This is a genomic window from Streptomyces sp. NPDC002536, from assembly GCF_053594995.1.
Map to the genome: position 1 here is coordinate 38,891 of NZ_JBSFWU010000011.1, position 25,173 is coordinate 64,063.

The window sequence follows — 25,173 nt, forward strand, 5'->3', positions numbered from 1 at the left end:
CTCACCCGGCCGGAGCCCCGTTGTCGGTGATGCGGCGCAGCCAGTCGCGCAGCAGCAGCGTCTCGTTCGCGGTCAGTCCCGGCGCGTCGCGGTGGGCGAGCGCGGCGGCGAGGGTGGCGGCGGCGCTGTGCGGTCCGGCGTCGGGCGGGCCCGTGCCGGTGGCCGCGGTGCCGGTCTCCGCGGTCGTGACGGCGTCGATGATCGCGTCGCGGGTGCGGTGGGAGAGCCGTTCGGCGTCGGGGGCGGGGTCGGGGCCGGCGATCAGGGACAGGGTGACGCCCGTGTTGGCGGCGAGCACCATCTGCGCGGCCAGTTCCGGGGCGGTCCGCAGCCGTCCGGCGAGGGCGATGCGGCGGCACAGTTCGAGCAGGGCGCCGTGGGCCTCCCGGGCGGCGGCCGGGGGCGGGCCGGGGCGCGGGGTGCCGTACATGAGCGCGTAGAAGGCGGGATGGGTGCGGCCGAACCCGACGTGGGCGTCCCAGCCGCGCCGCAGGTCCTCGACCGGGTCCCCGGTGGATCCGGCGGCCTTCTTCCCGGCCAGGTACTGCTCGAAGCCGTGGGCGACGACGGCGTCGAAGAGGCCCTGCTTGTCGCCGAAGTGGTGGTAGAGCGTCGGGGCCCCGACACCGGCGGCCTCGCAGACCGCGCGGGTGGACACGGGGGCCCCGCCGGAGGCGGCGAGCAGCCGGGCGGCGGCCTGGAGGATGCGTTCTCGGGGACTGGCGGTCATATAGCAACGATATAGGGGGCCGGGGTGGACCGGTAAAGAAACCCGTCCCGCGATATAGCGACGCTACACAAATGGGTGTACCGTTGATGGCACAGCGGGCGCCGCTCGCCCCTGTCCCCGCCCGGCCCACAGCGGCCCGGCCTTCTCCCAGCGCTTCATCGAGTGCTCCATCGAGTGCTTCATCGAGGAAAGAGACCTCTGCCATGACGTCCATGCGTGTTGCCCAGGTGAGCTCCCCGGGCGGAAAGTTCGAGATCGTCGAGCGCGAGCTGCCCCAGCCCGGCCCCGGCCATGTCCGCATCACCGTCGAGGCGTGCGGCGTGTGCCACACCGATGCCGCCTTCGTCCACAACGCCTTCCCCGGCGTCGGGTTCCCCCTGGTCACCGGCCACGAGGTGGCCGGGCGCATCGACGCCCTGGGCGAGGGCGTGACCGGCTGGCAGGCCGGCGACCGGGTGGCGGTCGGCTGGTTCGGCGGCCACTGCGGCCACTGCCGCCCGTGCCGGGAAGGCGACTTCATCGACTGCGCCAACCTGCAGGTGCCCGGCTGGGCCTACCCCGGCGGCTACGCCGAGGCCATGGTCGCCCCCGTGAGCGCGCTCGCACGCATCCCCGACGAGCTCTCCGCGGTCGAGGCCGCTCCCCTGGGCTGCGCGGGAGTGACCACCTTCAACGCCCTGCGGCACTCCGCCGCCCGCCCCGGCGACCTCGTCGCCGTGCTCGGCCTGGGCGGGCTGGGCCACCTCGGCGTCCAGTACGCGACCGCGCTCGGCCACGACACCGTCGCCATCGCCCGCGGCGCCGACAAGAAGGACCTCGCCCACAAGCTCGGCGCCCGCCACTACATCGACAGCACCGCGACCGACGTGGCCGAGGCCCTCCAGGCCCTGGGCGGCGCGAAGGTGGTGCTGGCCACGGCGGCCAGCTCCGCCGCGATGTCCGCGACCGTCGACGGCCTCGCCCACCGCGGCGAACTGGTCGTCATCGGCGCCACCCCCGAGCCGCTGGCCATCAGCCCGCTCCAACTGATCATGGGCAGCCGCACCGTCCACGGCCACCCCTCCGGCACCGCCCAGGACGTGGAGGAGACCATGGCCTTCACCGCCCTCAGCGGCGTGCGTCCCATGATCGAGACGATGCCGCTGGAGGAGACCGGCGCCGCGTTCGAGCGGATGCTCAACGGCGACGCCCGCTTCCGCATGGTCCTCACCACCGGCAAGTGAACGCCCGCACCGGGGCCCGCAGCCGCGGGCCCCGGCGGTCGCCATGCGCACCCGCGGAACCTCAGCGGCACACGCCGGAGACCCCGGAACCAATCAACTGCGCCACCGTGGCCGTGGTCAGCTCGGTGACGAACACGCTGTTCTCCAGCGGCAGCAGACGGTGCGCCTTGCACCGCTGCGTCGGCAGCGCCGCGTACTCCTCCCCGACGATCCGCGTCCACGACGGGTCGAACCGCACCCGGACGACAATGTCCTGTGCGGTGTCGGAGACGATGGACGACCCCAGCAGCCAGACGCCGGGCTCCCGTTCACGCCGCGAGCCCGGCGGGTCGAACGCCAGATGCAGCAACCCCGCCGCATGTCCCCGCGGATCGCGCAGCCGGTGCCAGGCGATCCGGCCGTCCGCACCGATGCGGCCGAAGGTGCCCGTCCCCGCCTGCGCCGTGCCGAGCAGCACCACCCACACGCCGCCGGGTCCGCCGACCAGGCCGACCGGCGTGCTGCCCTGATCCGCCGGGACGGGAATCTGTACCGTGCGTCCGCTGCGCGGGTCGATCCGCAGCACCGTGCTCGCGCCGTCCTGGCTGACGTAGAAGTCCCCGCTGACCGGATGCTGCGCGGCGAAGATGGGCTGGGGCCGCGCCTCGAAGAGCCGGTGGCGGCCCGGACGGGTGTGGTCCAGGGCGAGCACCTGATTGCTCTCCTTCAGCGTCACCCACAGCATGTCGCCGTACTCGCTGATGTAGTGCGGTCCGTGGCCGCCGCCGGGAACGGCGATCTCCCTCTCGATGCGCGGCGCGTCGTCGAGTGCGTCCGGCCGTGGGTCCACCAGGAGCAGCCGGTTCCCGCCCTCGTGCGTGGCCCAGATCCTCCCGGGGTGGCGCGACGAGACCGCCAGCCCGTGCAGCATCGCATGCGAGGGCCCCAGCGCGAACGCCCTGATGCCCGTCACCTGCTCGGTGCGCGGGTCCAGACGCAGCTTGACCAGGCGGCTGTTGGACATCTGGGACACCAACGCCATCGGCCTGCCCGGCACTTTGACGATCTCGTGCGTCTCCTCGGCGGACGGCAGCCCGTACTCCGTCAACGACCGCCGGCACGGCACCCCATGAGGCCCCGGACCGGCGGCTTCCCCTTCCGGCACCCCGAGCAGCGCCCCGGCCGCGGTCAGACCGCCCAGTGCGAGCAGTCGGCTCTGAAACATACGGCGATCCAAGCGGCCCCCCTGATACGCGCAGCCTCATCGACATATCCATGAAAGCGGCGCGCCACGACCATCAGATGACAATCGGGACAGCTTCACCCGTCCAAGTGACGAGGCGGGCTCGAAACCTCTGATGGACGGCGACCGACGACGAATCTCACGACCCCGCGAGCAGAGCACGGCAATCGCGCCAGGCGTCGGCGCTCAACAGATCCTTCAACCGGGCGAACAGCACCAGCAGTTCGGGACCCCATGTGTCGCGGAAGGCCGGGTCGGCCTGGGCGATGTCGAGTTCGTTGGCGGCGGACAGCTCGGCGAAGTCCCGTTGCGCCTGGGGTTCCAGGACGCGGGCACGGCCGCTGAACCGGTCATGGAAGGCGGTGTCCTGGCCGAGGGCCGGGTAGGTGAGCTTCCGGTCGCACGCGGCGTACACGTACACGACGCCTTCGGCCTCGACGCCGATCACCGCCGCAAGGTCCGCACGCCGCGCCGGCGGGAGCAGGGGCGTGGGGAAGCCGTCGGTGCCGTACACCGCATGGCACAGGCCTGCCAGTTGCAGGGCGGGGCGGGCGTTCCACGCGGCCAGCCGGGCCTGCACGCGCCGGAGGTGGGCCAGGAGGGTGCCGCCGGGGTGGGCGACGCTGTCGGCCCCGAGCCGGCGAAGGAGGGTGACGGCCTGGTCGGTTGAGGCAGGAGGAGCGGACACGCGCCATGTCCTTTCGGCAAGGAGCGGCAAGGAGCGGCAAGAAGTGGCAAGGATTGCAAGGAGCGGCAAGGAGCGGTCGGCACCCGCCCGCCGCCTTCGCCCGATCCGGATTCGTGCGAAGGCGCCGAGCGGGTTGCCGCCTGGGCCCTGCGACGATCCTCGTGCCGCCCGAGTGTCCAGTCAATCCTGGGAATTGCTGGCCGGGACCCAAGGCGTAGCTTGGGTTTCGTGACTCTGGATGATCTTCGGGTGTTCGTCGCCGTGTGCCGGGCCGGCAGCCTCAGTGCCGTGGCCCGTGAACTGACCTGTACGCAGTCGGCGGTGAGCCAGCACGTCAAGCGCCTGGAACGGGAGACCGGCGTGAGCCTGCTGGAGCGCCGGCCGCGCGGCGTCGTGCCCACGGCGGCGGGACGCATCCTGTGCGAGGCCGCCGCCGACGGGCTCGCAGGGCTCGACGTCGCGCTGCGCCGCATCGGGGACCTGGTGAACGGGGAGAGCGGCGCGGTGCGCATCGCCACCGGCGGCACGACCGTACGGCACTTCATGGCCGATGCCGTCGTCGCCTTCCGCCGGCAGTACCCCGGGGTGAGCCTGGAGTTCCGGATCGAGAGCTCCGGCCGCCGCTGCTTCGACGCCCTGCTCTCCGGGGACCTCGACCTGGCCTGGATCACCATCGGCGAACCGGTGCGCGGGATCGAGCAGCGGCCCGTCCTCGACCTGCCCTGGGTGCTCGCGGTACGGAGCGGTGACCCACTCGCGGACCGCCCGCACATCGATCCCGCGCACCTCAACGGCGTCCCGCTCGTGCGGCTGCCGCCGCACTCCGTCTCCGGCGCCCACCTGGACGCGGCCTTCGCCGAACTCGGCGTCCGGGCCGGTTCGGACACCAGTGTCGCCGACTGGGACACCGCCCTGTTGCTCGCCGAACTGGGCCTGGGGCACGCGGTGGTGCCCGCCCTGCCGGGCCTGCCCGCCTCCGGCGGCGACACTCCGCTGCGCCTCGTGCCCGTCCCCGCGCTGCCGCCGCTCTCCGTCGGCTGGGCGGTGCGCCGCTGGGACGCACTCCCTCCGCTGGCCCGGGCCTTCGCCGGCATGGTCGGCGACAGCAGGAAGGGCGCCCCTCACGGGGCGGATGCCTGCAGCGACATGAGCCGGGCGCCGAGTTCGCGGACCGCCGACCGGTCGTCGGGCTGGGCGATGCGGGACTCGGCGGCGGCCAGGACGAGCCGGGCCTGATCCGTGACGGCGGCCCGGCGGCGGGCGTCGGTGACGGAGGCGGCGGCCGTCGTCAGCAGACGCAACAGCGCCAGGCACACGGCGGGTTCGCCGGCGCCGTACCGGCGGATCTGGCCGCACGCGAGGTCGAGGTAGTCGGCGAAGGCGGGACCGGCGACGGCCGCCCTGACCACGCCCGCCCCGTCCGTCCTGATGTCGTCGCCGAGGGTGCGCCTGCCCAGTGCGTCGACGAGCACCGAGAGCCGGTCGAGCGTCTGGACGCCGGTGTACGGGTCGTTGACCGCGGGTGACAGGGCGCGCAGTGCGATGTCGACGAGTTGGCGGAGGCCGAACATGACGTCCTGCTGCAGTGTGCGCTCGGTGCCGATCTGCACGGCATGGTGCACCGCGCGGGCCAGCGCAGGAGCGTCGGCCGGCGGCCCGCCCCGACGCGACCAGACCAGGGCCAGGGGCGCCGTCCCGGCCACGATGTGGTCGCCCACCCGCGGGACGATCGCCACCACGGCGTCCTGCCCCGCCGCCGCCTCCAGCAGCAGGGCGGGCTGGACGGTCTGCACGTAGCCGGAGCGCGTGGCGGCCAGCGCGAGCGCTCCCGGAGGCGGGACCGGCCCCGCGCGGTCGGTGCCGGGACCCTCGGGGGTGTAGGCCCGCACCGCGCGGCCGGCGGCCTCGGCGACCGAGGTCATGATCGTGTCGATCTTGATCGAGTGCACGATGTGGTGCACGAAGAACACCAGCATCCCGAGGCTGAGGAAGATCAGCGCGATCGCCCCGGAGACGGCGAGCCGGGGGAAGTCCGCGCCGCCGACGGCACGGACGGTGTAGAGCCCGGCGGTGCTGTAGGCGAACGTGGCGACGAAGGTGGCGAGCACCACCTGGTTGGGACGGTCGCGCAGGAAGTTGCGCAGCAGCCGGGGGGAGAACTGCGTCGAGGCCAGCTGGAGGGTGACGATCGTCAGGCCGAGGACCAGCGCGATCACGGTCACGATGGTCGAGGCGATCGTGATCAGCACCTGGCGGGCGTCGTCCGCGGTACCGGCGAACGCCAGCGGCCGGAACACCGAGCCCGGCGGGATCCGCACGCGCGAGAGCAGGCTGCCCGCCACCAGGGCCAGCGCCGCAGCCGCCCCCGGCAGGACCCACAGCGCACCGCGCAGGTACTCCCCGAGCGCCGCGGCCCTGGCCCCCCGTCGCACCGGCCGCATCGTCGACCTCCCACCGCGTGACTGCTGCCCCTGCGGCAAGCTTCCCCGCACCGCCCGGCCGCCGCGCGCGTGCCTCGACCGGACGGCCCAACGGGATGCTCAGGCGGTGGCGGGGGGCCGACGACGCGGCGTTCGCCGTCCGTAGTGCATGGGCATCCGGCGCTCGTCCCAGCTCATGGCGAACTCCTCGTAGAAGGTGCCCAGTTCGAAATACGACCTCGGCCGGCGAGCACCCGCGCCTTCGCCGGCCTCGCCCACGAGCACGTCCGCACCCTGCCGTACGCGCCCGCGCCGTGACGCGGCGGCCCGGCCCGGCGTCGGGTCAGGCCGCGGCCGCGACCTCACGCCGGGAGAGGACGTCGGAGGCCTTGGCGGTCATGCAGAGCGAAGCAACAAGGGTGAGCACGAGCAGGGCACCGACGGCGAAGACGCTGCCGGTCGCGACGGGCGCCGGGCTGCCGGGCTGGCGCGCCGAACCGCTCAGGAAGGGGACGACGGCCAGGACGCCGGCCCCGAGGGCGACCTCGGCCCAGACGACCTTCGGGAAGTGCCGCAGTGTCAGGTGCAGGAGCGGGGCCGTCGCATCGGCCCGGCGGGCCCGGGCGATGCGCGGCATCAGCCAGAACTGGTTGACGCCGCCGGCCGCGACCATGCCGAGCACCAGCAGGGTCTTGACGAGCAGGAAGAGGCCGTAGGTCGTCGTCCACAGCTGCCCGATGCCGCCCACGTGCTTCCACGAGATCCACAGGCCGGACGTCAGCACCGCACCGACGCAGACCAGGGCGACGAGGCTGAAGCGCCGCCAGATGTCCGCCCACAGCAGCCCGGCGTTCCCGCCCAGTCGGCGGCGGACGCCGGCGAGGGCGACGAGCAGGACCAGGCCCCCGGTCCACACCGTGCCGCTGACGATGTGGACCTGGTCGAAGACGAGGTCGAGCACACGGTCCGCGTTCGCGGGAGCGGTGGCCGGTACGGCGGCGACGAGCGTCACCGCGGCCGAGAGCGGCAGGGCGGTCAGCGCAAGGGTGTTCAGATGGCGGCGTGCACCTGGGCTGAACAGCGCGACGAGGGCGGCGGAGGCCAGGACGAGCACGACGTTCTGGACCAGGTAGATCGTGCCCTGCGGCACCCACGCGCCGTGCGCCGCCGGTGCGCGCAGGAAGTCCCAGATCCGTCCCGGCGCGAGCGCGTCGCCGAACGGTATGCCCTTGCCGGCGCGGGCCACCCGGGCCGCGAGCTGGAAGTAGCCCGCGACCAGCAGCACCACTCCGGCCCAGGCCAGGGACACCGCCGCGCGCCGGCGCAGGGCCTCGACGTCACCGCGTTCGCTGTCCGGCGCGCGCAGCGCCGGGCGTATCGCCGCCGCGTACGTCACGGTGAAGCCGACGGCACCGCACAGTCCCACGAAATAGCCGGATTTGGTCAGGATCCGCCAGAGAGGCGGGGTGGCGTAGGCCGTGGACGCGGCGAGGTGCACGAAATTCATGAAGGTGAGGCTAACCTAACATCAACCTCGCGGGTGACCGGCGAAATCCCTTCGACCGCGGCCGGGCGGCGGCGCTACCTTCCTGCGGATGATCACGACGATCACCGGAACACGGGGAGGGGAAAGAGCCGTGAGGCAGGAGGCGCCACCGCAGCAGCGGGATGTCACGGCGGGATCCGGGGAATCGCTGTGGCGCAACAGGAACTTCATGCTGCTGTGGTGCGGCCAGGGAGCGGGAACGCTCGGACCGCAGGTGGCCATGGTCACCCTGCCGCTCCTCGCCCTCAAGGTGCTGCACGCCGGCACCTTCGAGGTCTCGCTGCTGAGCTTCGTCGGCTGGCTCCCCTACCTGGTCTTCTCGCTGCCGGCGGGCGTCATCGCCGACTGGTACGACCAGCGCAGGATCATGATCGGCTGCGACGTGGCCCGCATGCTGCTGATCGCGTCGGCCCCCCTCGCAGGCCTGACGGGCCGGCTGAGCCTGCCGTACCTGTACACGGTCGTCGGCCTCTCCGGCACACTGACCGTGCTGTTCACGGTCGCCTACCGCAGCCAGCTGCCGAAACTGGTGCACGGCTCCCAACTGATCGAGGGCAACGGCAAGCTGGGCATGTGCGAGTCGCTCGCGGAGCTGGCCGGGCCCGCCGTGGGCGGCACGCTGGTCGGTCTGGCCGGCTCCTCGCGCGCCCTGTTCGCGAACGTCCTGACCTACGCCCTCAGCGCGCTGACGCTCGGCCTGATCCGCGTCCCCGCCTCCGCGGCCGACGAGCCAGGCGCCGCGCAACGCGTCTCCTTCGCATCCTTCAAAGCGGCCATGGGCGAGGGGCTGGCCTTCGTCCGCCGACGCACCATCCTGCGCCGGCTCCTCCTCTGCACCAGCGTCTCCAACTTCTTCGTGATCGCCACCTCGTCGATCGCGGTCACCTTCATACTGCGCGAACTGCGTGCGCCCGCGGCGGCCGTGGGGCTGGTGTTCAGCCTGGGCTCCGTGGGCGGCCTGCTCACCGGCGCACTCGCCCCTCGCATCGCCGCCCGGGTGGGCACCGCACGGATCGTCTGGGTCTCCATGCTGGTGCCCGGCCCGCTGTACTTCCTGATGCCCTTGGCGCAGCCCGGCTGGGGACTTGCCCTGTACGGGATCGGCCTGACCGCCCTGTCGGCCAATGCCGTCCTGTTCAACACGGCGGCGATCTCCTACCGGCAGACGGTCTGTCCGCCTGTGCTGCAGAGCCGGGTGAGCGCCGTCTACCTGTGGATCTCCTACGGGGTCATCCCGCTCGGTTCGCTGTTCGGCGGCGTGCTCGGCGCGACGGCAGGGCTGAGGCCGACGCTGTGGGTGTGTGCGCTCGGCATGTGGAGCGCCTCGCTGTTCGTGGTGTTCTCCCCGCTGCGCCGGCTCCGCGACATACCGGCACCGGAGCAGGCGTCGGTCAGCTGATGTCCGCCGGTTCGAAGCTCAGCGGGTGGCGGACGGACTCCGGTCCGTGGACCCGGGTGCCGAAGACCACCAGCTCGCAGGCGCCTTCGGTGCGGCAGTCGACGGTGCGGTTGTCGATGCTGGTGAACGTCGCCGACAGGGTGACCGTCTCGTCGATCCGGCCCTCGTCGGTCGTCGCCGGCGGCCTGCTGCGGGGGCGGCAGCCCAGGGTGTCGGCGGAGCCGGCTGCGCACTCCATGACCAGCGCGTGGAACTGCGGTTCGTAGCCGCTGCCCGTCGCGTGCACCGACTGGCCGTCCACCAGGCCGTCGTCCGGGTCCGCATCCAGGGTGGGCGGTGCCTCCAGGCGGCCGTTCGGTCGGTAGCGCAGCGGGACGGTCGTGAGCAGCGCCCCGGAGTTGTCGGTGAGGGCCAGGGTGCACGGGTTGTCGGCCGGTGCCGTGCGGCAGTCGACGTTCCCCGTCTTGGTGGTCAGTTGGGCGTACGTCTTCTTCGGCGTCGCCCTGTAAGTGCCGTCCGGGTACACGCGGAACTGGCGGCCGGTGGCGTCGTCACAGGTGGTCACGGATGCCGAGGGGCCGCACTGCTTGACCCAGACGCGGTCCTTGGGCGGGCCGCCCGCGATCGTGAAGTTGAGGATGTCGCCGTCCAGGAGGGCGGTGGTGCGGTTCACCTGCAGCTGTGGGCCGGGGACACCAACGGCCCTCGGGGACTTCGCCGTTCCCCGGGCCGTTCCCGGGGAGACCAGCTGCCACGCGCCCCAGTCGCCGCCCGGTGCCGACTGCTGGACCTCCCACGTGCGGTCCCTGTTCCACTCGCGTGCCGTCAAGTGGATCCTGCCGTCGGGTAGTTGCTCCACCGTGGTCGGCTGGCCCAGGCCCACGTTCGGGTCCGGGACCTTGCCCATGTCCTGGACCGGACCCCAGCCGGCGTCCGCGCTCTGCTGGTGCCGCAGCTGCATCGCGACGCCGGTCCGCGCCCCCGAGGCGAAGGCGTCGATGCTGCCGTCCCGCTCCTTGAACAGCACGGCTCCGCCGTGGTACGGCGCCGGCGAGAGGCCGAAGGCATCCGGTGTGCTCCAGCCGCCCTCGCTGTCGTCCTCCACCGCGTGGCAGAACGAACCGTAGGTGGAGAACAGCAGCTCCAGGTTGCCCGCCGAGTTCTCGACCGCCGTGACGGCGTAGCTCTTGGGACCCACGGTCGCGGCGCTCACCCGCTGCCAGGACCCGTACGCGCCACCGGGCTCGTCCTGTTCGCGGTGCCAGACGAAGGGCAGTTGCCCGGTCGCCGTGGTGTCGTAGAAGAGCTGGAACTGCGCGATCCGGCCGTCCGCGCGGTCCACGGACACCAGGCTGCCGGGGACGGCGGTGCTCGCCAGGCCCTGGGCACCGGTGTCCGCACCGCACGCGGCCGCGACGGACCCGGACCCGGCCCCGGCAGGTGCGGCCGATGCCGTCGCAGGGACCGCCGCGGCCCCGGTGCAGGCGAGCGCCATCGCGACCGCGCCGCGTACGACCACCCCAACCCGCCCCGTGCGCAACCCTCTTCGCCGTATCTGCATCCGTTCCCCGCCCTTCCGATGGGCCACATCCGGCCGTGCAGCATCCTCATCGCGCACCATGCCTGCTGCCAGGCCGCATTTTCGGCCAGCGGCAGCCCGGTCCCGACGTGCCGGTGCCCCGCTGCGTCCGCCCGGTGCGATGCTTGAATCACGGACCGAGGGCCGGAGGCGAGCACGATGCACCGCCCCGTGAGCATGGCCTTGATCGCCACGGCCGGGGCGTGGGCGGCGGCCGATGCGCTGGGCGAGGAGTACCACGCGTTTGCGGCCCGCAGGCGGCGGCTCGTCCCCGGAGTGTGGTGACGCTGTGGTGAGGCTCGGTGAGGAGGAACGGTCGTGGACATCCCTGGTCCCGAGCCCTGTGCGGACGGCGGAGTCGGTGCCGTCGCGGCAGCGGGCGGACTGCACACCTACCAGTTGCAGCTGCATGCCGAGTACGGGCCCGTCGTGCGGTTCCAGCTCCCGGGCGCGGAGACGGCCGTCTCGGTCGCCGATCCCGTGCTGCTGGAGGCCACGGCGCACCTCGACAAGCGGCCGGAGCGGCTCTTCGCCTTCCTGGACCCGCTGTTCGAGGTGGGCAACATCCAGGTGTTGCCGGCCGACGAACACACCCCGCTGCGGCGCCTGTTGCTGTCGGTGCTGGCCGGACGCCCTTCCCACGAGCGGCACTTCGGACGGTTCACCGAGCTGGCGACGGAGCTCGCGGACCGCTGGGCCGAGCGGGCGGCGGGCGGTGAGCCCGTCGAGCTGCAGAAGGACCTCACCGCGCTGTCGCTGCGGATGATCTGTGCGTACGCGCTGGGAGGCGAGACCGCGGACCCGGACGGCGCCGTCACCGCGTTCGAGGAGGTGCTGACCGAACACCTGGGGCGGCTCTACCAGGTGCCGGTCCCGGGCCCGCAGCAGGAGGAACGCGCCGAGCGGGCCGAGAAGGCCCTCGCCCACCTGCGCGCCATGGTCGACCGGGTGGTCGCGGCGCACCGCTCCGGCGGCCGCACGGACCGGAGCGGTCTGATCGGGGCGCTCGTCGAGGCCGGTGAACGGCCGGCGCGGATCCGCGACACCGTGATGATGGCGATGCTGGCCGCCCATCACACGACCGGGGTCGCCGTCTCGTGGACCCTGCATCTGCTGGCCCGGCATGCGGAGGAGGCCGAACGCATCGGCGACGAGCTGGACCGCGTGCTCGGCGACCGCGCCGCGCCCGCCTACGCGGACCTGCGCCGCCTCACCCGGCTCGACATGGCCCTCAAGGAGTCGATGCGGCTCTTCCCGCCCGGCCCGTACGGGGCGCGGGAGACGACCGAGGCCCTCGTCGTGGGCGACTACGAGATCCCGGCCGGGGCGACGGTCTTCTACCCCTTCTGGGCCGTCCACATGAACCCTCGGTACTGGCCCGAGCCCGGGGAGTTCGTGCCCGAGCGGTTCACGCCGGAAGCGGTGGCCGGGCGGCCTCGGCTGGCCTACGTCCCCTTCGGCCTCGGACCGCGCAGCTGCGAGGGCGCCGGCCTGGCGATGGTCGGGGCGGAGCTGGTCCTGGCCGTCCTCCTCAAGCGCTTCCGGTTCCGGCCGGTCCCCGGGCACGAGGTGACCCCGGTCGAACGGTTCGTGCTGTGGGCGGCCGAGGACATCCGCATGGTCGTGAGCCCGCGGGCCCCGGGTCGGGTCACGCCCGGCGGGGCCGCCCCGACCGTCCCAGCAGCCACAGCAGATAGGGCCCGCCGACCAGCGCCGTGAGCGCTCCCACCGGGATCTCCAGCGGGGTGAGCAGCGTACGGGCCGCAAGGTCGGCGGCGACCACGACGACCGCGCCCGTCAACGCGGAGCACAGCAGGGGCAGTTGGGGGGTGCGGGCGACGCGCCTGGCCAGTTGGGGGCTGGTGAGGGCGACGAAGCCGAGCGGGCCGGCCGCGCCCGTGGCGCTCGCCGCGAGGACGACGCCGAGGACGGTCAGGCCCAGCTGGGCCCGCCGGACCCGGACGCCGAGCGCGGCCGCGGTGTCCGGGTCCAGGGCGAGCGGCCGCAGCACGCGGCCCGCCCACAGCAGGCCGGGCAGGCACAGCAGCAGGACGCACCCGAGCGGGCCGGCCTGGGCCCAGCCGCGCCCGTTGAGGCTGCCGGTGAGCCACAGCTTGACCTGCTCGGCGGCGTCCAGTTCGGATTCGGTGAGGTAGAGGTGGACGACGGCGGAGAGCGCCACGCCGATGCCGACACCGGCGAGCACGAACCGGCTCGGCTGCATCCCGCGCCGCCAGGCCAGGGCGTAGACCAGGCCTGCGGCGGCCAGGCCGCCCGCCACGGACACGGCGGGCAGGGCACCGGGCGAGGCCACGGTCCCGGTGGCCAGGGCGAGTACGGTCGCGGCCGCCGCACCGTGTCCGACGCCGATGACGTCGGGGCTGGCGAGCGGATTGCGCGTCACGCTCTGCACGAGCGCCCCGGCGGTCCCGAGCGCGGCGCCGACGAGCGCCCCGAGCACGATGCGCGGCACCCGCAGTTCGCCGACCACGAGCGTGTACGGGCCGGCGCCGCCGCGGACGACGTGCCAGACGTCGTACGGCGTCACCACGGTCTGCCCCAGGCAGGCCGAGGCGAGCATGACGGCGGCGAGCACGGCCAGCAGCACGCCCGCCACGGCCGCCGAACGGCGGTGCACGAGAAGGGAGACGGGTCGTCGCCGGCCGCCGGGCAGGCGCAGGACGGACAGTCCGGCCGAGCGGGGGTACGACCTCGCCGTGGTCGTGGTGGTCACGTCGGTATCCCCTTGCGGCGTACGAGAACGATCAGCACGGGCGCTCCGACCAGCGCCGTCATCACCCCGGCCGGGACCTCCCCCGGCGCCCGTACCACCCGGCCGGCCACGTCCGCCGCGAGCAGCAGCGCCGCGCCGAGGAGGGCCGAGAGCGGGAGCAGCCGGCTGTGGGTGCCTCCGACGAGGCGGCGGGCCAGGTGCGGGACGGCGAGGCCCACGAACGCGATCGGGCCCGCGGCGGCGACCGCGGCGGCGGTGAGCACGGTCGCGCCGAGTGCCGCGCAGGCCCGGACGAGCCGGACGCGGTGGCCGAGGGCGCGGGCGGTGTCGTCGCCGAGGGCCAGCGCGTCGAGGCTGCGTGCGCAGGCCAGCACCAGCAGGGCGCCCCCGACGAGGAACGGCAGCATGCGGAGGACGGTCTGCGCGTCGCGCCCGCTCAGCGAGCCCACCTGCCAGAACCGGAACTGGTCGAGGGCCGCCGAACTCGACGTCAGTACCACGGTGGTGGCCCCGGTCGTCATCGCCGCGCAGGCCGTCCCGGCCAGCGCCAGCTTGACGGGGGTGGCCCCGCCGCGGCCGCGGGAGGCGATCGCGTACACGACGCATGCGGCGGCGCAGGCACCGGCGAAGGCGTACCAGACGTAGCCGCCGAAGCCGTTGACCAGTCCCAGGGCGATGGCCAGCACCACCCCGGCCGCCGCGCCCTGGCTGAGCCCGAGGATGCCCGGGTCGGCGAGCGGGTTGCGGCTGACGGCCTGCAGCGCGGTGCCGGCGATCCCGAGCGCGGCCCCGGCCGCGAGCCCGGTCTCCGTGCGCGGCAGCCGCAGCGACCGCACCACCAGCGCGTCGGGGTCCGCGGAACTCCCGCCGGACAGCAGGGCGTCGAGGACGGACGGCAGCGGGACGGGCCGGGTGCCGACGGCGAGGCTGAGGGCGGCGGCCGCGGCGACGAGGACGAGGGCGACGGCGGTCCAGCCGACGGCGCGAGGCGTCGCGGTCCGTGCGGTCACGCGCCGAGCTTCCCGGCGAGTTCGCTGACGACCAGGCGCGCGGCGGCGGGACCGGCGTTGAGGTACCAGGGGTCGTCGTCGACGCGGACGGCGTGCCCGGCCTTGACAGCCTTCAGCGACTGCCACAGCGGCCCGGCGAGCACGCTCCCGGCCTCGGTCTTCGCCTCCTTCCCCTGCACCGAGTAGAAGATCCAGTCCCCGTCGGCCACGTCGATGCTCTCGGCGCCGATGTCCTGCGAAATCGCCGTGAACCGCTGTGACTTGGGGCGTCCGAGTCCCATGTCGGCGGCGATGGAGCCGGTGAAGGACGACACGCCGAACATGCGTGTGCGGTCGGGTGTGAAGCGCACCATGGAGACCGTCGTCCCCGCGCCGCCGAGCTTCCTGCCGCGCGTCGCGGCGTCCTCGGTGATGTCCGCCAGGAGCTTCTGCGCCTGTTCGCCCTTGCCGACGGCGGCGCCGACCAGGAGCAGGTCACGCTTCCAGTTGATGCCCTGGCCCTTGGTCACGACGGTGGGCGCGATCTTCGACAGCTTCGGGTAGAGGTCGCCGAGCGTGTCGTTGACCAGGATCAGGTCCGGCTTGACGGCGGCCAGGGACTCCAGGTTGGGGGCGGTCCGCGTCCCGGCGTCGGCCATCCCGGCGAGCTCCTCCCCGTACTGTGGGAAGGCGTCCCGGAGGTAGCCGGGGACGAGTCCGGCGTTCTGGGCGCGGGTGGAGGCGGCGGGGACGACGCCCAGGGAGAGCAGGTCGTCCAGTTGTCCCGTACTGATGACGGCGATGCGCGTGGGTGCGGCGTCGAGCCGGGTCTTGCCCCGGTAGTGGCTGACGGTGCGCGGGAACTGTCCGTCCTTCGCGGCGTCCGAGCCCATCCCGTCGGCCAGGGCGCTCGGGGCGGCGGACGGCCCTTGCGAGGCGCCGGCCACGTGGTTCCTGGTGCCGGCGGCGGGGCGCTCGCTCTTCGGTGCACCACTGCTCGCCCCCGAACCGGACGAACAGCCGGCCAGCAGACCGCCGACGACGGACACGGCCAGTACGGCCCTCAACCCCAACGTGCGCACAACAGCTCCGATCACTTACAAAGGTAAGCCTTACCTTAGTGGATCGGTTTGCGGGGGTATGCACACGGGCCTCCGTCACTTCACGAAGTCCTCCACGACCTCGGGCGGCCAGATGCCGACCTTGAGCACGCCCATGGAGTAGGCGCGGGAGACCAGCGCGGCGCGGTTGGGCACCTTCAACTTCCGCATCAGGCAGGTCACGTGGTACTCGACGCCCTGCCGGCTCAGGTAGAGGCGCGAGGCCAGGGGAATGGTGGAGACGCCGGCGGCGATCCCTTCGAGGATGCGGGCGTCCATCTCGGAAAGAATCTTCTTCCGGTTGGTGACCACGCGCGGCTCCTCCGCCTCGCGGGACGTGGGCATCATGACCAGGATCGCGGTCGTGCCGGGCAGGCCGCCGCGCACGGCGACCGCGGTGAGGGGGACGGTGAAGGCCGATTCCTCACCGGGCCCGACGGCGATGACAGGACTGACGAAACGCTGGTGCTTTCCTTCCAGCAGATGCGAGAACTGCCGCATCAGCGGCTGCCGGACACTCGGGTGCACCACATCGCGGAAACTGCGGCCGCACAGTTCCTCGGACGAGCCGTTGAACTGCCGGAAGAATTCCTGATTCGCCTGCTGAATGGTCAGACCCGAATCGAGACTCGCCATGCACAGGCCCGCCTGATCGAAAGAGTTGTCGCGAGCCGCGGGGCGCACCGGATCAAGGGCAATGAGCGCTGCATTCGACAAGAGGGAGTTCCCCTTCATGAATTTACTGTGGAGGGTGAAACTGTTTGGAAGGCTAGTTAACTACCGCTCGGGCGGTCAACGACCGCCCCCTCGTGGGCACTTAAGACTGCGGCTCCGCATCAAAGGTTCGGTTTACAGCAGGTAGCGGCCCCGACGGGGTTCGGTACGGTCGAAGTCAGGCCAGAACCAACGGTTTTACGCCACCCATGGCACGCCCCTGCGCCCTTTGACTCACCCTCCGCGCACGCGCGGATGCACAGCAGATGCACAAAGGCCCGCGACCGCTCGTCGCGGTCGCGGGCCCCATCATTCGTGGAGCAGCGCGCTTACGGCGCCATCTCGTACGCGCCGGACAGCGCCTCGACGCGCTCCCACACGCGTGCCGAGCGGGCGGCGTCGACGACCGGGCGGCGGACCGCGCCGAGGGCCCAGGCCTGCTGCTCCTGTGTGGCGGAGTCCTTGCCGTGCAGCTCGACGGCGTAGGAGGAGAAGTCGCGGACGAGGACGGCGAACAGCTCGTCGAGGACGTCCTCCTCGGCCCCGGTCAGGGCGGCCTGCTCCAGGATCAGCTGGCCGTGCACGACCAGGGCGAAGAGCTGGCCGACGGCCAGGAGCAGGTCGAGGTCGCGGCTTTGCTGCTCGTCGGGCGCGGCCGTGGTGACGAACGTGCACAGGGCGTCGGCCTGTTCGCGGAAGCGGGCGACGTTGGGCAGGTGGGCGTAGCCGTCGTAGGCGGGGCGCCAGTCGTGGAAGCGCACCGAGCCCAGGCCGCGGGCCGGTCCCTGCCGGAAGAGGAAGGCGTCGTCGGCCGCGTCGAGCCGCGTCGGCACGGACGGGTACGCGACGGGGGCCAGCAGGTGGTTGCCCATGAACTTCAGGATGAGCGCGAGGTTGACGTGGACCGTGCCCTCCAGCTTCGGCAGGCCGCGGATCTCGCCGGCGGCCTGGGCGAAGTAGGTGTCCTTCTCGAAGCCCTTGGCCGCGATGACGTCCCACATGAGGTCGATGACCTTCTCGCCCTCGGTGGTCACCTTCATCTTCGTCATGGGGTTGAAGAGCAGGTAACGGCGGTCGTCGGGGCCGGCGGTGCGGAAGTAGTCGACGGCGCGGTCGCTGAACAGCTTCATGCCGACGAGGCGGACGTACGCGTCGGTCAGCTCACGGCGCACGTGCGGGAAGGCGGTGACGGGACGGCCGTAGAGGATGCGGTTGTGCGCGTGGGTGACGGCCTCGTACATCGCGTGCTCGCAGATGCCGACGGAGGCGGTGCACAGGTTGAACTTGCCGACGTTGACGGTGTTCAGGGCGGCGTCGAACGCGGCGCGCCCGGTGTGCAGGACGTCGCCGGGGGCGACGGGGTAGTTCTCGAGGCGGAATTCGCTGACGTACTTCGAGGAGTCGACCACGTTCTTCACCAGGTGGTACGCCTCGTGGCGGCTGTCGGCGGCGAAGAAGACGTAGCCGTCGGGGCCCTCGACGTCGGTGCGGCGGCCGAAGACGGAGACGAGGCCGGCGGCGTTGCCGTTGCCGATGTAGTACTTGGACCCGGTGGCCGTGAAACCGCCCTCGCCGTCGGGTTCGAGCAGCATGTCGGTGGAGTAGATGTCGGCGCCGTGGGTCTTCTCCGACAGGCCGAAGGCGAACACCTCGCCCTGGTCGAGCAGTTCGGCGGCGCGGGCGCGGGCGGCTGCGTTGTCGCTCTGCCAGACCGGGCCGAGGCCGAGGATGGTGACCTGCCACGCGTACCAGTAGTCGAGGCCGTAGAAGCCGAATATCTCGTTGAGGGCGGCGATACGGGCGGTGTCCCAGCGCTTGTCCGCGTGGCCGGGGGCGGCCGCGGCGGGGGTGAGGAACGTCGCGAACAGGCCTTCCTTGGCCGAGAAGGCGAGGAAGTCCGCCAGCCAGGCGCGGGAGCGGTAGTCCTCGATCAGCTTTCGCTTGCCGCGGGTCTCGAACCAGTCGACGGTGGCGCGCAGCAGCCTGCGGGTCTCCGGGTCGAAGTGCGCCGGGTCGTAGGTGCGCGGGTTGAAGAGAAGCGGGTCGGCCATGGCTGTCTGTTCGCCTTTCCGGCTCGGGGTCGGGGGTGGGTAGGGCTCAGGAGCCCGTGCGTTCACGGATCCGGTGGAGGGTGGCGAGCACGTCGTCGAGCCAGGCGAGCGTCATCCGCTCGTACGCGATGCCGCCGCGGAGCACGACGTGCTGCAGTTCCTGCATGGTGTCCGGCGCGGCGGGGGCGTCGGGTCCGGTGAAGTCGCGCACTTCTCCGGCGAGGTAGTGCGCCAGCCGCTCGGAGTGCACCTGCCGGTACCGCTCGACCTCGTACAGGAGGGCCGACAGGTCTCCGAAGGCCGCCCCGCGGATCTTCACGGCGAGGTCGTGGCGGACGCTCTCGGGCTCGATGGGCTCGTGCAGCCACGCGGAGAGGGCAGCCCGCCCGGCGGCGGCCACCGCATAGTGCTTTTTATCCGGTCTGCCCTGTTGCGCCACCTCGCGGGCCTCGACCCAGCCGTCGCTCTCCATCCGCTTCAGGACGCGGTAGATCTGCTGGTGGGTGGCGGTCCAGAAGTAGCCGATCGACCGGTCGAACCGCCGGGCCAGCTCATAGCCGGAACCCGGTTTTTCCAGCAGGGAGACGAGGATCGCGTGCTCGAGCGCCATACCGCGGATCCTCTATGCAACTCGTTTCATAGGCAAGAGGGTGCCGCCACGGTGAGACGCGGCTCACGCACACAGGGCGAGCGCCTTCCGGCGCTTCCGGCGTACCTGCACCGCGGAACGCAGCGATAAACACACACACCTACGTACGGATGAACGTGCGCCGTTCTTGCTGTGCCGACGCCCCCGGGTCCGCCAGGCTGCTGCCCGGCCTGAGCGTTCGCGACGACCGCAGGCGTAGCGAAGGAGTGGCACGCCACCAGCTCCCGGTACCACGGCACACCGACCCAGTGAATCCCCGATCCTGATCAGAAAGAGGACACACGTTGACCGTCCAGGACACCTACGCCCCGGTTCTCGCCAGTGCCTATCAGCGGTCCGTCGCCGAGTACTGGAACCGCGAGAAGAACCCCGTCAACCTCCGCCTCGGCGAGGTGGACGGCATCTACCACCACCACTACGGGATCGGCGACGCCGACTGGTCCGTGCTGGAGGGGCCGGAGGAGACGCGGGACGAGCGGGTCACCGCCGAGCTGCACCGCCTGGAGTGCGCCCAGGCGGACCTGTTGCTGAACCACCTGGGGAACGTCACCTCCGACGACCGGCTGCTCGACTCCGGCTCGGGCCGCGGCGGCGGCAGCCTCGTCGCCAACAAGCGGTTCGGCTGCCACGTCGACGGCGTGTCCATCTCCGAGACCCAGGTGGCCTTCGCCAACGAGCAGGCGGAGAAGCGCGGTGTGGCGGACAAAGTGCGCTTCCACCTGAAGAACATGCTGGACACCGGCTTCGAGTCGGGGCGCTTCCGGGCGATCTGGAACAACGAGAGCACCATGTACGTGGACCTCTCCCAGCTGTTCCCGGAGTACGCCCGCATGCTGCGGCACGGCGGGCGGTACGTGACCATCACCGGTTGCTACAACGACACCTACGGGCTGCCGTCCCGGGCCGTGAGCGAGATCAACGCCCACTACATCTGTGACATCCACCCGCGCAGCAGCTACTTCAAGGAGATGGCGCGCAACCGCCTCGTCCCGGCCGCCGTGGTGGACCTCACCGAGGCCACCATCCCGTACTGGGAGCTGCGCGCCCAGTCGCCGCTGGCCACAGGCATCGAGAAGGCCTTCCTCAGCGCGTACAAGGACGGCAGCTTCCAGTACCTGCTCATCGCCGCCGACCGGGTCTGACCCGGCCGGCGCGCGAGCCCCTCGGCCGGCCACGGCCGGGGGGCTCCCGTCTCCCCTGCGGGGCGTACGAACCCGGCCACGCCCCCTCTGCCCGCCTCTTCACCACCCCTCTCCTGCCCCCTTCGGCTGCCGCAAAATGCTCGGCGGAAAGGGGACTTGCCCATGAACGGCACACCGACAACCGACCCCGGCGGCATATCCCGCGGGACACCCTGGACGCTGGGCGTCCTGGCCCTGTCGGTCGGCGCGGGAGCAGGGCTCGGCGCAATCGCCCTCCGCCTGCTGATCACGGCCTTCACCCGGCTGTTCTCCGGCCACGCCGATTACACCGCCGCAGGCGGTACCGCCAACGGCCATGTGCCGTGGCTGGGCCCGTACTTCGCGCTCCTGGCACCCGTCGTCGGCGGCCTGCTCTACGGGCCCCTGGCCGGCCGCTGTGCCAAGGAGGCCCGCGGCCACGGCGTCGCCGAGGTCATGCTCGCCGTCGCCCGGCGCGGCGGGCGGATCGACCCCCGGGCCGGCGCGGTCGGGGCTCTCGCCTCCGCGCTGTGCATCGGCTCCGGCGGCTCCCTCGGCCGGGAAGGGCCCGTTGTCCAACTCGCCTCCGCTCTCGGCTCCGCCGTCGGGCGGGTGACCCGGGCGGACGGGCACCGGATGCGGCTGCTCACGGCCTGCGGCGCGGCCGGCGGCATCGCCGCCACCTTCAACACGCCCCTGGCCGGGGTGTTCTTCGCGATGGAACTGGTCCTGCGGGACTTCACCCTCGAAGCGTTCGCCGCCGTGACCCTCGCGAGCGTCACCGCCGACGTGATCGGCCGCGCGGCCTTCGGCACCACCGCCTTCCTCGCCCTCCCGCTCTTCCACGTCGACCACCTCGTGCAGTTCCCGCTCTTCGCCCTCCTCGGTGTGGCGGCCGGAGCGGCCGGGGCGGGCTTCACCCGCGTGCTGTGCCTGGTGGAGGGCGCCTGCGACCGCCTCTGGCGCGGGCCGCAGTGGCTGCGCCCGGCCGTCGGCGGACTGCTGCTGGGAGCGCTGCTGCTGGCGCTGCCGGAGATGTACGGCATGGGCGGCCCCGTGGTGGAGAAGGCCCTTCACGGCGGCTATCTCTCGGCGTTCCTGCTGCTGTTGCTCGTCGGCAAGATGCTCGCCGCGAGCCTCACCATCGGCATCGGCGGATCGGGCGGCGTCTTCGCGCCCAGCCTGTTCATCGGTGCCATGCTCGGCGCCGGCTACGGTGCGGCCGTCCACCGGCTCCTCCCCGGCGCCGGAGGAACCGCCGGTGCCTACGCACTGGTCGGCATGGGCGCGGTCTTCGCCGGGGCCTCCCGCGCGCCCATCACCGCAGCCGTCGTCCTCTTCGAGCTGACCGCCGAGTACACCGTGGTCCTGCCGTTGATGCTCGCGGTCGTGGTCGCGACCCTCACCAGCCGGTTACTGGGCCGCGACACCGTCTACACGCTCGGGCTCCGCCGCCGCGGCATCGACATCACCGGTTCCGCGCCACGGCCGCGCTTCGACGGCAGGAGCGTCGCCACCGTCATGGAGCGGCCGCCCGACCCGCTTCCCGCGGCCACCGAACTCTCCGAGGCGGCACGGCGGCTGGGCATGCCCGGGTGCGGCGTGCTGCCCGTCGTCGGCTCCTCCGGCCGCTTCCTGGGCACCGTCGACGCCGGCCGGATCGCCCGGGCCCTGGCCGAGGAACCCGTCAACGACCTCGAACCCCCGCCCACCACCGGCCAGATCGCCGCGCTCACCGCGCACGTCGGCCCGGACATGCCACTGCACGCCGCCGTGGCCACCCTGGTGTCCTCGCGGGGCGACCCCGTGCCCGTGCTGGACCCCGGCTGCGACCGCCTCGTCGGATGGCTCACCCCGCACGCCGCGCTGCGCGGACTCGAACCGAAGTGAAGACATCCCCCTTTATCCCTCGATCAGGTGGAACACCGGACATACCGAACACAACGGAGTAAATGCCCCCTACAGTCTTCCTGGCTCGCGCTCCTCCCCCGACTCCCAGGAAGGCACAGGGCCGTGAAGGGTTCCTCACTGGACGCGGTGGTCCTGGCCGACATCGCCCTCGTCCTGCTCATCGGGGTCGCGCTCACTCCCGTACGGGCCCGGCTGCGGCAACCGGCCGTCGTCGCCGAGATCGCAGCCGGGGTCCTGCTCGGCCCGAGCGTGCTCGGTCTCCTGCCGGGCGACCTGCCCGACGCGCTCTTCCCGGAGGAGGTCCGCTCGCACCTGTCGGTGATCGCGCAGGTGGGCATCGCCCTGTTCATGTTCGCCGCCGGCTGGGAACTCGACTTCCAGGCCCTGCGCGGACGGGGCCGCTCCGTCCTCGCCGTCACCGGCGCGTCCCTGGCCGTGCCGTTCGCCCTCGCGACGGCGCTGGCCTACGTCCTCCTGGCAGTGCGACCGGAACTCACCGGCTCGTCCGGCTCCCCGCTGCTCTTCGCACTGTTCCTGGGGATCGTGCTGTCGATGAGCGCCCTGTCCGTACTGATCCGCATCGTGGGCGAGAACCGCCTCCATGCCTCTCCCATCGGAGCCGTCGCCATCGCAAGCGGAGCGATCACCGAAGTCCTCGCCTGGTGCGCCATGATCGCCCTGATCACCGTCGCGCAGGGGCTGGGCACCGACCGCCTGGCCCTGACCCTGGCCCGGCTCACCACCTACGCACTGGTCATGCTGCTCGCCGTACGCCCGGCCCTCCACGCCTTCCTGACCCGCCAACGACTGCACGAACGACTGCACGGCGGACGGCCCCTGATGCTGATCCTGGTCGTCAGCAGCGGCGTCTTCCTCTCCTCGTGGTGCACCGCCTGGGCGGGCATCCACGCCGTCATCGGCGCCTTCGTCTTCGGGCTGGTCATGCCCCGCGACCTCGACTCCGACCTGCGCCACGCCGTCGAGAACCCGCTGCACCACACCGGCGCCCTGCTCGTTCCCGTCTTCTTCGCCCTCACCGGACTGACCGTCGACGTCACCCGGCTCGGCCGGCACGGCGTACTCGCCCTCGCCGCGTTCCTGGTCGTGGCCTGGGGCGGCAAGTTCGCCGGAGCCGCCCTCACCTCCCTTGCCCTCCGCCACTCCTGGCGGGACGCGGCGACCCTGGGCGTCCTGGTCAACACCAAGGGCCTGAGCGAGATCATCATGCTCACCCTCGGCCGTGACGCGGGCTTCATCGACGACCGGCTCTTCACCGCACTGCTGCTGACCGCGCTGACGGCCACGGTTCTGGTGAACCCCCTGGTACGGCACCTGACCGGGGAGCCCGGCCGACCGGGCCCCGCCGGCCCCATCCCCGCCCAGCAGCGCCCGGCCCTGGAAATGAGCGAGGAACAGGGCGGTTGAGCCCGGCAGCGGGCAGCACCCTCAGAGCGCGGGCACGAGCCGGTAGCCGCTGCCGTCGGTGACGACGAGCCCGCCGGTCGGGGGCGGGAAGTGGGTGCCCAGCAGCAGCGTGCCGGTCCCGGCGAGTGCGGCGAGGAGGTCGCGGCGGGTGCGGACGGCGAGTTCGGGGTCGTCGTCCACGCAACTGGTGACGTCCGGGTCGGCCAGCTGCACGGGGTGGTGGATGCAGTCACCGGTGATCACGGCAGCCTGCCCGGCGCTGCGGAGTTCCACGGCCACCTGGCCGGGCGTGTGTCCGGGCGCGGGGAGCAGCCGGACGCCGGGCGCGACCTCGACGGGACCGTCGTGCACGTCGGCCAGGTCGAGGAGCCCGGCATCGCGGACCGGGTGGACGGAGTCGCGGAACATCTGCAGGCGGCTCTCCTCCATCTCCCCGGCCCGGGCGGCCCAGTGGTCCCATTCGGTGCGGGAGGCGAGGTAGCGGGCGTTGGGGAAGGTGGGGGTCCACGTGCCGTCGTCCGTGGCGACGGTGTTCCAGCCGACGTGGTCGGTGTGCAGGTGGGTCAGGACGACCAGGTCGACGCTCTCGGGCGGGAAGCCCGCGTCGGTGAGCCGGCGGAGGTAGTCGGTGTCGAGGTGGTGCCAGGCGGGATTGGCGCGGGTCTTGCCGTTGCCGATGCCGGTGTCGACGAGGACGCGGAGGCCGTCCACCTCGAAGGCGAAGGTGTGGCTGGCCAGTTGGAGGGTGCCGTCGGGCGCGGCGAAGTCGGGCCGGAGCCAGGGCCGTTCGGCCACGGCCTCCGGGGTGGCGGCGGGCAGCAGCCAGGCCCCGGTCTGCGGCGGGAGGGCGATCTCGTCGACGCGGTGCACGACGAGACCGCCCACGGTCCAGGTGCGGCCGGTGGACTGCTGGAGCGAGGCGGGCCGGTCCATCGAGGTTCCTTCCAACGAAGCCAAAAGCAAACTCTTTGCGTTAGAAGACCGTAACCCGTTTCCGCCACTAACGCAATGACTTTGCGTTAGAGTGAAGGGCATGAACCCCAGACCAGCAGTCCGTCCCGGGGGACGCAGTGCCCGGGTCCAGGAGTCGGTGCACCGCGCCGTGCGCGAGCTGCAGGCCGAACAGGCCGCTCTCACCGTGCCATTGATCGCCACCCGGGCAGGGGTGACCCCGTCGACCGTCTACCGGCGCTGGGGCGATCTGCAGGAACTGCTCTCGGACGTCGCCGTCGAGCAGATGCGCCCCGAGGGGCCCCCGGCGGACCGCGGGAGCCTGCGCGCCGACCTGGAGCACTGGGCGGCCGCCTTCCTGGAGGAGATGTCCTCCCCGGCGGGCCGCTCCTACGTCCGGGACGCCCTCGCGGGCGACCCGGACGGGTCCAACGCCGGGCAGTGCTCCGCGTACGCGCACGAGCAGGTCGAGGCGATCCTCGCCCGGGCCGCGGAACGCGGCGAGCACGCGCCGGGGACCGAGACCGTGATGGACCACGTCGTGGCCCCGATGATGTACCGGGTCCTCTTCCGCCCGGGGCCGCTCGACGCGGGCTACGCCCGCGACCTGGTCGCCACCGTCTTCCGCCGGCTCATGCCCCTGCCGTGATCCGGGCATGATCCGGGCATGATGGGATGTTCG

Annotated in this window: 21 protein-coding genes; 8 read left to right on the forward strand and 13 right to left on the reverse strand. The window is 72.4% G+C overall.

Annotated features, from left to right (window positions below; all coding sequences use genetic code 11):
• Position 1: 1 nt before the first annotated feature.
• Complete coding sequence (locus ACWD4B_RS06535; protein ID WP_451419722.1) at positions 2–730, reverse strand: TetR/AcrR family transcriptional regulator; 729 nt, start codon at positions 728–730, stop codon at positions 2–4.
• 203 nt (positions 731–933) lie between these two features.
• Here ACWD4B_RS06535 and ACWD4B_RS06540 point away from each other — a divergent pair, with 203 nt between their 5' ends.
• Complete coding sequence (locus tag ACWD4B_RS06540) at positions 934–1,953, forward strand: alcohol dehydrogenase (protein ID WP_451419723.1); 1,020 nt, start codon at positions 934–936, stop codon at positions 1,951–1,953.
• 61 nt (positions 1,954–2,014) lie between these two features.
• Here the strand turns inward: ACWD4B_RS06540 and ACWD4B_RS06545 are convergent, their stop codons facing one another.
• Both ACWD4B_RS06545 and ACWD4B_RS06550 read right to left on the reverse strand, forming a co-directional pair.
• Positions 2,015–3,157: a hypothetical protein gene (locus ACWD4B_RS06545; protein WP_451419724.1), complete on the reverse strand. Its 1,143-nt coding sequence runs from the start codon at positions 3,155–3,157 to the stop codon at positions 2,015–2,017.
• Between the two features lie 157 nt (positions 3,158–3,314).
• The gene (locus ACWD4B_RS06550) at positions 3,315–3,863 is read right to left on the reverse strand and encodes a DUF6817 domain-containing protein (RefSeq protein WP_451419725.1); all 549 of its coding nucleotides are present in this window, start codon (positions 3,861–3,863) and stop codon (positions 3,315–3,317) included.
• Positions 3,864–4,091: 228 nt separating this feature from the next.
• Between ACWD4B_RS06550 and ACWD4B_RS06555 the strand changes: the two genes are divergently transcribed.
• Positions 4,092–5,099: a LysR family transcriptional regulator gene (locus ACWD4B_RS06555; RefSeq protein ID WP_451419726.1), complete on the forward strand. Its 1,008-nt coding sequence runs from the start codon at positions 4,092–4,094 to the stop codon at positions 5,097–5,099.
• Here the strand turns inward: ACWD4B_RS06555 and ACWD4B_RS06560 are convergent.
• Both ACWD4B_RS06560 and ACWD4B_RS06565 read right to left on the reverse strand, forming a co-directional pair.
• Entirely contained in the window at positions 4,985–6,295 is a 1,311-nt protein-coding gene (locus ACWD4B_RS06560; RefSeq protein ID WP_451419727.1) for a DUF2254 domain-containing protein, read from the reverse strand. The two genes, ACWD4B_RS06555 and ACWD4B_RS06560, sit on opposite strands and share 115 nt — an antisense overlap.
• Before the next feature lie 331 nt (positions 6,296–6,626).
• Positions 6,627–7,790 carry a copper resistance D family protein gene (locus ACWD4B_RS06565; RefSeq protein WP_451419728.1) on the reverse strand — a complete coding sequence of 388 codons (1,164 nt, stop codon included), beginning with the start codon at positions 7,788–7,790 and terminating at the stop codon, positions 6,627–6,629.
• Positions 7,791–7,920: 130 nt separating this feature from the next.
• Between ACWD4B_RS06565 and ACWD4B_RS06570 the strand changes: the two genes are divergently transcribed.
• Positions 7,921–9,228, forward strand: coding sequence for an MFS transporter (locus tag ACWD4B_RS06570; protein ID WP_451419729.1), 1,308 nt, complete (start codon positions 7,921–7,923; stop codon positions 9,226–9,228).
• On the opposite strand, the gene ACWD4B_RS06575 is transcribed toward ACWD4B_RS06570, so the two are convergent.
• Entirely contained in the window at positions 9,221–10,747 is a 1,527-nt protein-coding gene (locus tag ACWD4B_RS06575; protein WP_451419730.1) for a neocarzinostatin apoprotein domain-containing protein, read from the reverse strand. The genes ACWD4B_RS06570 and ACWD4B_RS06575 overlap by 8 nt on opposite strands.
• Positions 10,748–11,125: 378 nt before the next feature.
• Here ACWD4B_RS06575 and ACWD4B_RS06580 point away from each other — a divergent pair, with 378 nt between their 5' ends.
• Positions 11,126–12,526: a cytochrome P450 gene (locus ACWD4B_RS06580; RefSeq protein WP_451419731.1), complete on the forward strand. Its 1,401-nt coding sequence runs from the start codon at positions 11,126–11,128 to the stop codon at positions 12,524–12,526.
• Here ACWD4B_RS06580 and ACWD4B_RS06585 read toward each other — a convergent pair.
• From ACWD4B_RS06585 to ACWD4B_RS06610, 6 genes are all read right to left on the reverse strand, one after another.
• Complete coding sequence (locus ACWD4B_RS06585; RefSeq protein ID WP_451419732.1) at positions 12,456–13,541, reverse strand: FecCD family ABC transporter permease; 1,086 nt, start codon at positions 13,539–13,541, stop codon at positions 12,456–12,458. The two genes, ACWD4B_RS06580 and ACWD4B_RS06585, sit on opposite strands and share 71 nt — an antisense overlap.
• The gene (locus ACWD4B_RS06590) at positions 13,538–14,551 is read right to left on the reverse strand and encodes a FecCD family ABC transporter permease (protein WP_451419733.1); all 1,014 of its coding nucleotides are present in this window, start codon (positions 14,549–14,551) and stop codon (positions 13,538–13,540) included. The genes ACWD4B_RS06585 and ACWD4B_RS06590 overlap by 4 nt, the downstream gene beginning before the upstream one ends.
• Complete coding sequence (locus tag ACWD4B_RS06595) at positions 14,548–15,627, reverse strand: iron-siderophore ABC transporter substrate-binding protein (protein WP_451419734.1); 1,080 nt, start codon at positions 15,625–15,627, stop codon at positions 14,548–14,550. Before ACWD4B_RS06595 ends, ACWD4B_RS06590 begins: the two co-directional genes overlap by 4 nt.
• A gap of 60 nt (positions 15,628–15,687) precedes the next feature.
• Positions 15,688–16,365, reverse strand: coding sequence for a LuxR C-terminal-related transcriptional regulator (locus tag ACWD4B_RS06600; RefSeq protein WP_451419735.1), 678 nt, complete (start codon positions 16,363–16,365; stop codon positions 15,688–15,690).
• Between the two features lie 308 nt (positions 16,366–16,673).
• A complete protein-coding gene (locus ACWD4B_RS06605; RefSeq protein ID WP_451419736.1) occupies positions 16,674–18,395 on the reverse strand; it encodes an acyl-CoA dehydrogenase family protein in 1,722 nt (573 codons plus the stop codon).
• 46 nt (positions 18,396–18,441) lie between these two features.
• Positions 18,442–19,005 carry a PadR family transcriptional regulator gene (locus ACWD4B_RS06610; protein WP_451419737.1) on the reverse strand — a complete coding sequence of 188 codons (564 nt, stop codon included), beginning with the start codon at positions 19,003–19,005 and terminating at the stop codon, positions 18,442–18,444.
• Positions 19,006–19,328: 323 nt separating this feature from the next.
• Here ACWD4B_RS06610 and ACWD4B_RS06615 point away from each other — a divergent pair, with 323 nt between their 5' ends.
• From ACWD4B_RS06615 to ACWD4B_RS06625, 3 genes are all read left to right on the forward strand, one after another.
• A complete protein-coding gene (locus ACWD4B_RS06615; RefSeq protein ID WP_336415588.1) occupies positions 19,329–20,186 on the forward strand; it encodes a geranyl diphosphate 2-C-methyltransferase in 858 nt (285 codons plus the stop codon).
• 162 nt (positions 20,187–20,348) lie between these two features.
• Entirely contained in the window at positions 20,349–22,094 is a 1,746-nt protein-coding gene (locus tag ACWD4B_RS06620) for a chloride channel protein (protein ID WP_451419738.1), read from the forward strand.
• A 123-nt stretch (positions 22,095–22,217) separates the two neighbouring features.
• Positions 22,218–23,540 (forward strand): cation:proton antiporter, encoded by a 1,323-nt coding sequence (locus tag ACWD4B_RS06625; RefSeq protein WP_451419739.1) that lies wholly within the window; start codon positions 22,218–22,220, stop codon positions 23,538–23,540.
• 21 nt (positions 23,541–23,561) lie between these two features.
• Here the strand turns inward: ACWD4B_RS06625 and ACWD4B_RS06630 are convergent, their stop codons facing one another.
• Positions 23,562–24,473: an MBL fold metallo-hydrolase gene (locus ACWD4B_RS06630; protein ID WP_451419740.1), complete on the reverse strand. Its 912-nt coding sequence runs from the start codon at positions 24,471–24,473 to the stop codon at positions 23,562–23,564.
• 100 nt (positions 24,474–24,573) lie between these two features.
• Between ACWD4B_RS06630 and ACWD4B_RS06635 the strand changes: the two genes are divergently transcribed.
• Positions 24,574–25,140, forward strand: a complete 567-nt coding sequence (locus ACWD4B_RS06635; RefSeq protein WP_451419741.1) for a TetR/AcrR family transcriptional regulator — start codon at positions 24,574–24,576, stop codon at positions 25,138–25,140.
• Positions 25,141–25,173: the final 33 nt, after the last annotated feature.

Bases quoted from the DNA above. Each gene is read 5' to 3' on its own strand.
- ACWD4B_RS06535 (WP_451419722.1), bottom strand. From the start codon at position 730: ATGACCGCCAGTCCCCGAGAACGCATCCTCCAGGCCGCCGCCCGGCTG.
- ACWD4B_RS06540 (WP_451419723.1), top strand. From the start codon at position 934: ATGACGTCCATGCGTGTTGCCCAGGTGAGCTCCCCGGGCGGAAAGTTC.
- ACWD4B_RS06545 (WP_451419724.1), bottom strand. From the start codon at position 3,157: ATGTTTCAGAGCCGACTGCTCGCACTGGGCGGTCTGACCGCGGCCGGG.
- ACWD4B_RS06565 (WP_451419728.1), bottom strand. From the start codon at position 7,790: ATGAATTTCGTGCACCTCGCCGCGTCCACGGCCTACGCCACCCCGCCT.
- ACWD4B_RS06600 (WP_451419735.1), bottom strand. From the start codon at position 16,365: ATGAAGGGGAACTCCCTCTTGTCGAATGCAGCGCTCATTGCCCTTGAT.
- ACWD4B_RS06605 (WP_451419736.1), bottom strand. From the start codon at position 18,395: ATGGCCGACCCGCTTCTCTTCAACCCGCGCACCTACGACCCGGCGCAC.
- ACWD4B_RS06610 (WP_451419737.1), bottom strand. From the start codon at position 19,005: ATGGCGCTCGAGCACGCGATCCTCGTCTCCCTGCTGGAAAAACCGGGT.
- ACWD4B_RS06620 (WP_451419738.1), top strand. From the start codon at position 20,349: ATGAACGGCACACCGACAACCGACCCCGGCGGCATATCCCGCGGGACA.
- ACWD4B_RS06630 (WP_451419740.1), bottom strand. From the start codon at position 24,473: ATGGACCGGCCCGCCTCGCTCCAGCAGTCCACCGGCCGCACCTGGACC.
- ACWD4B_RS06635 (WP_451419741.1), top strand. From the start codon at position 24,574: ATGAACCCCAGACCAGCAGTCCGTCCCGGGGGACGCAGTGCCCGGGTC.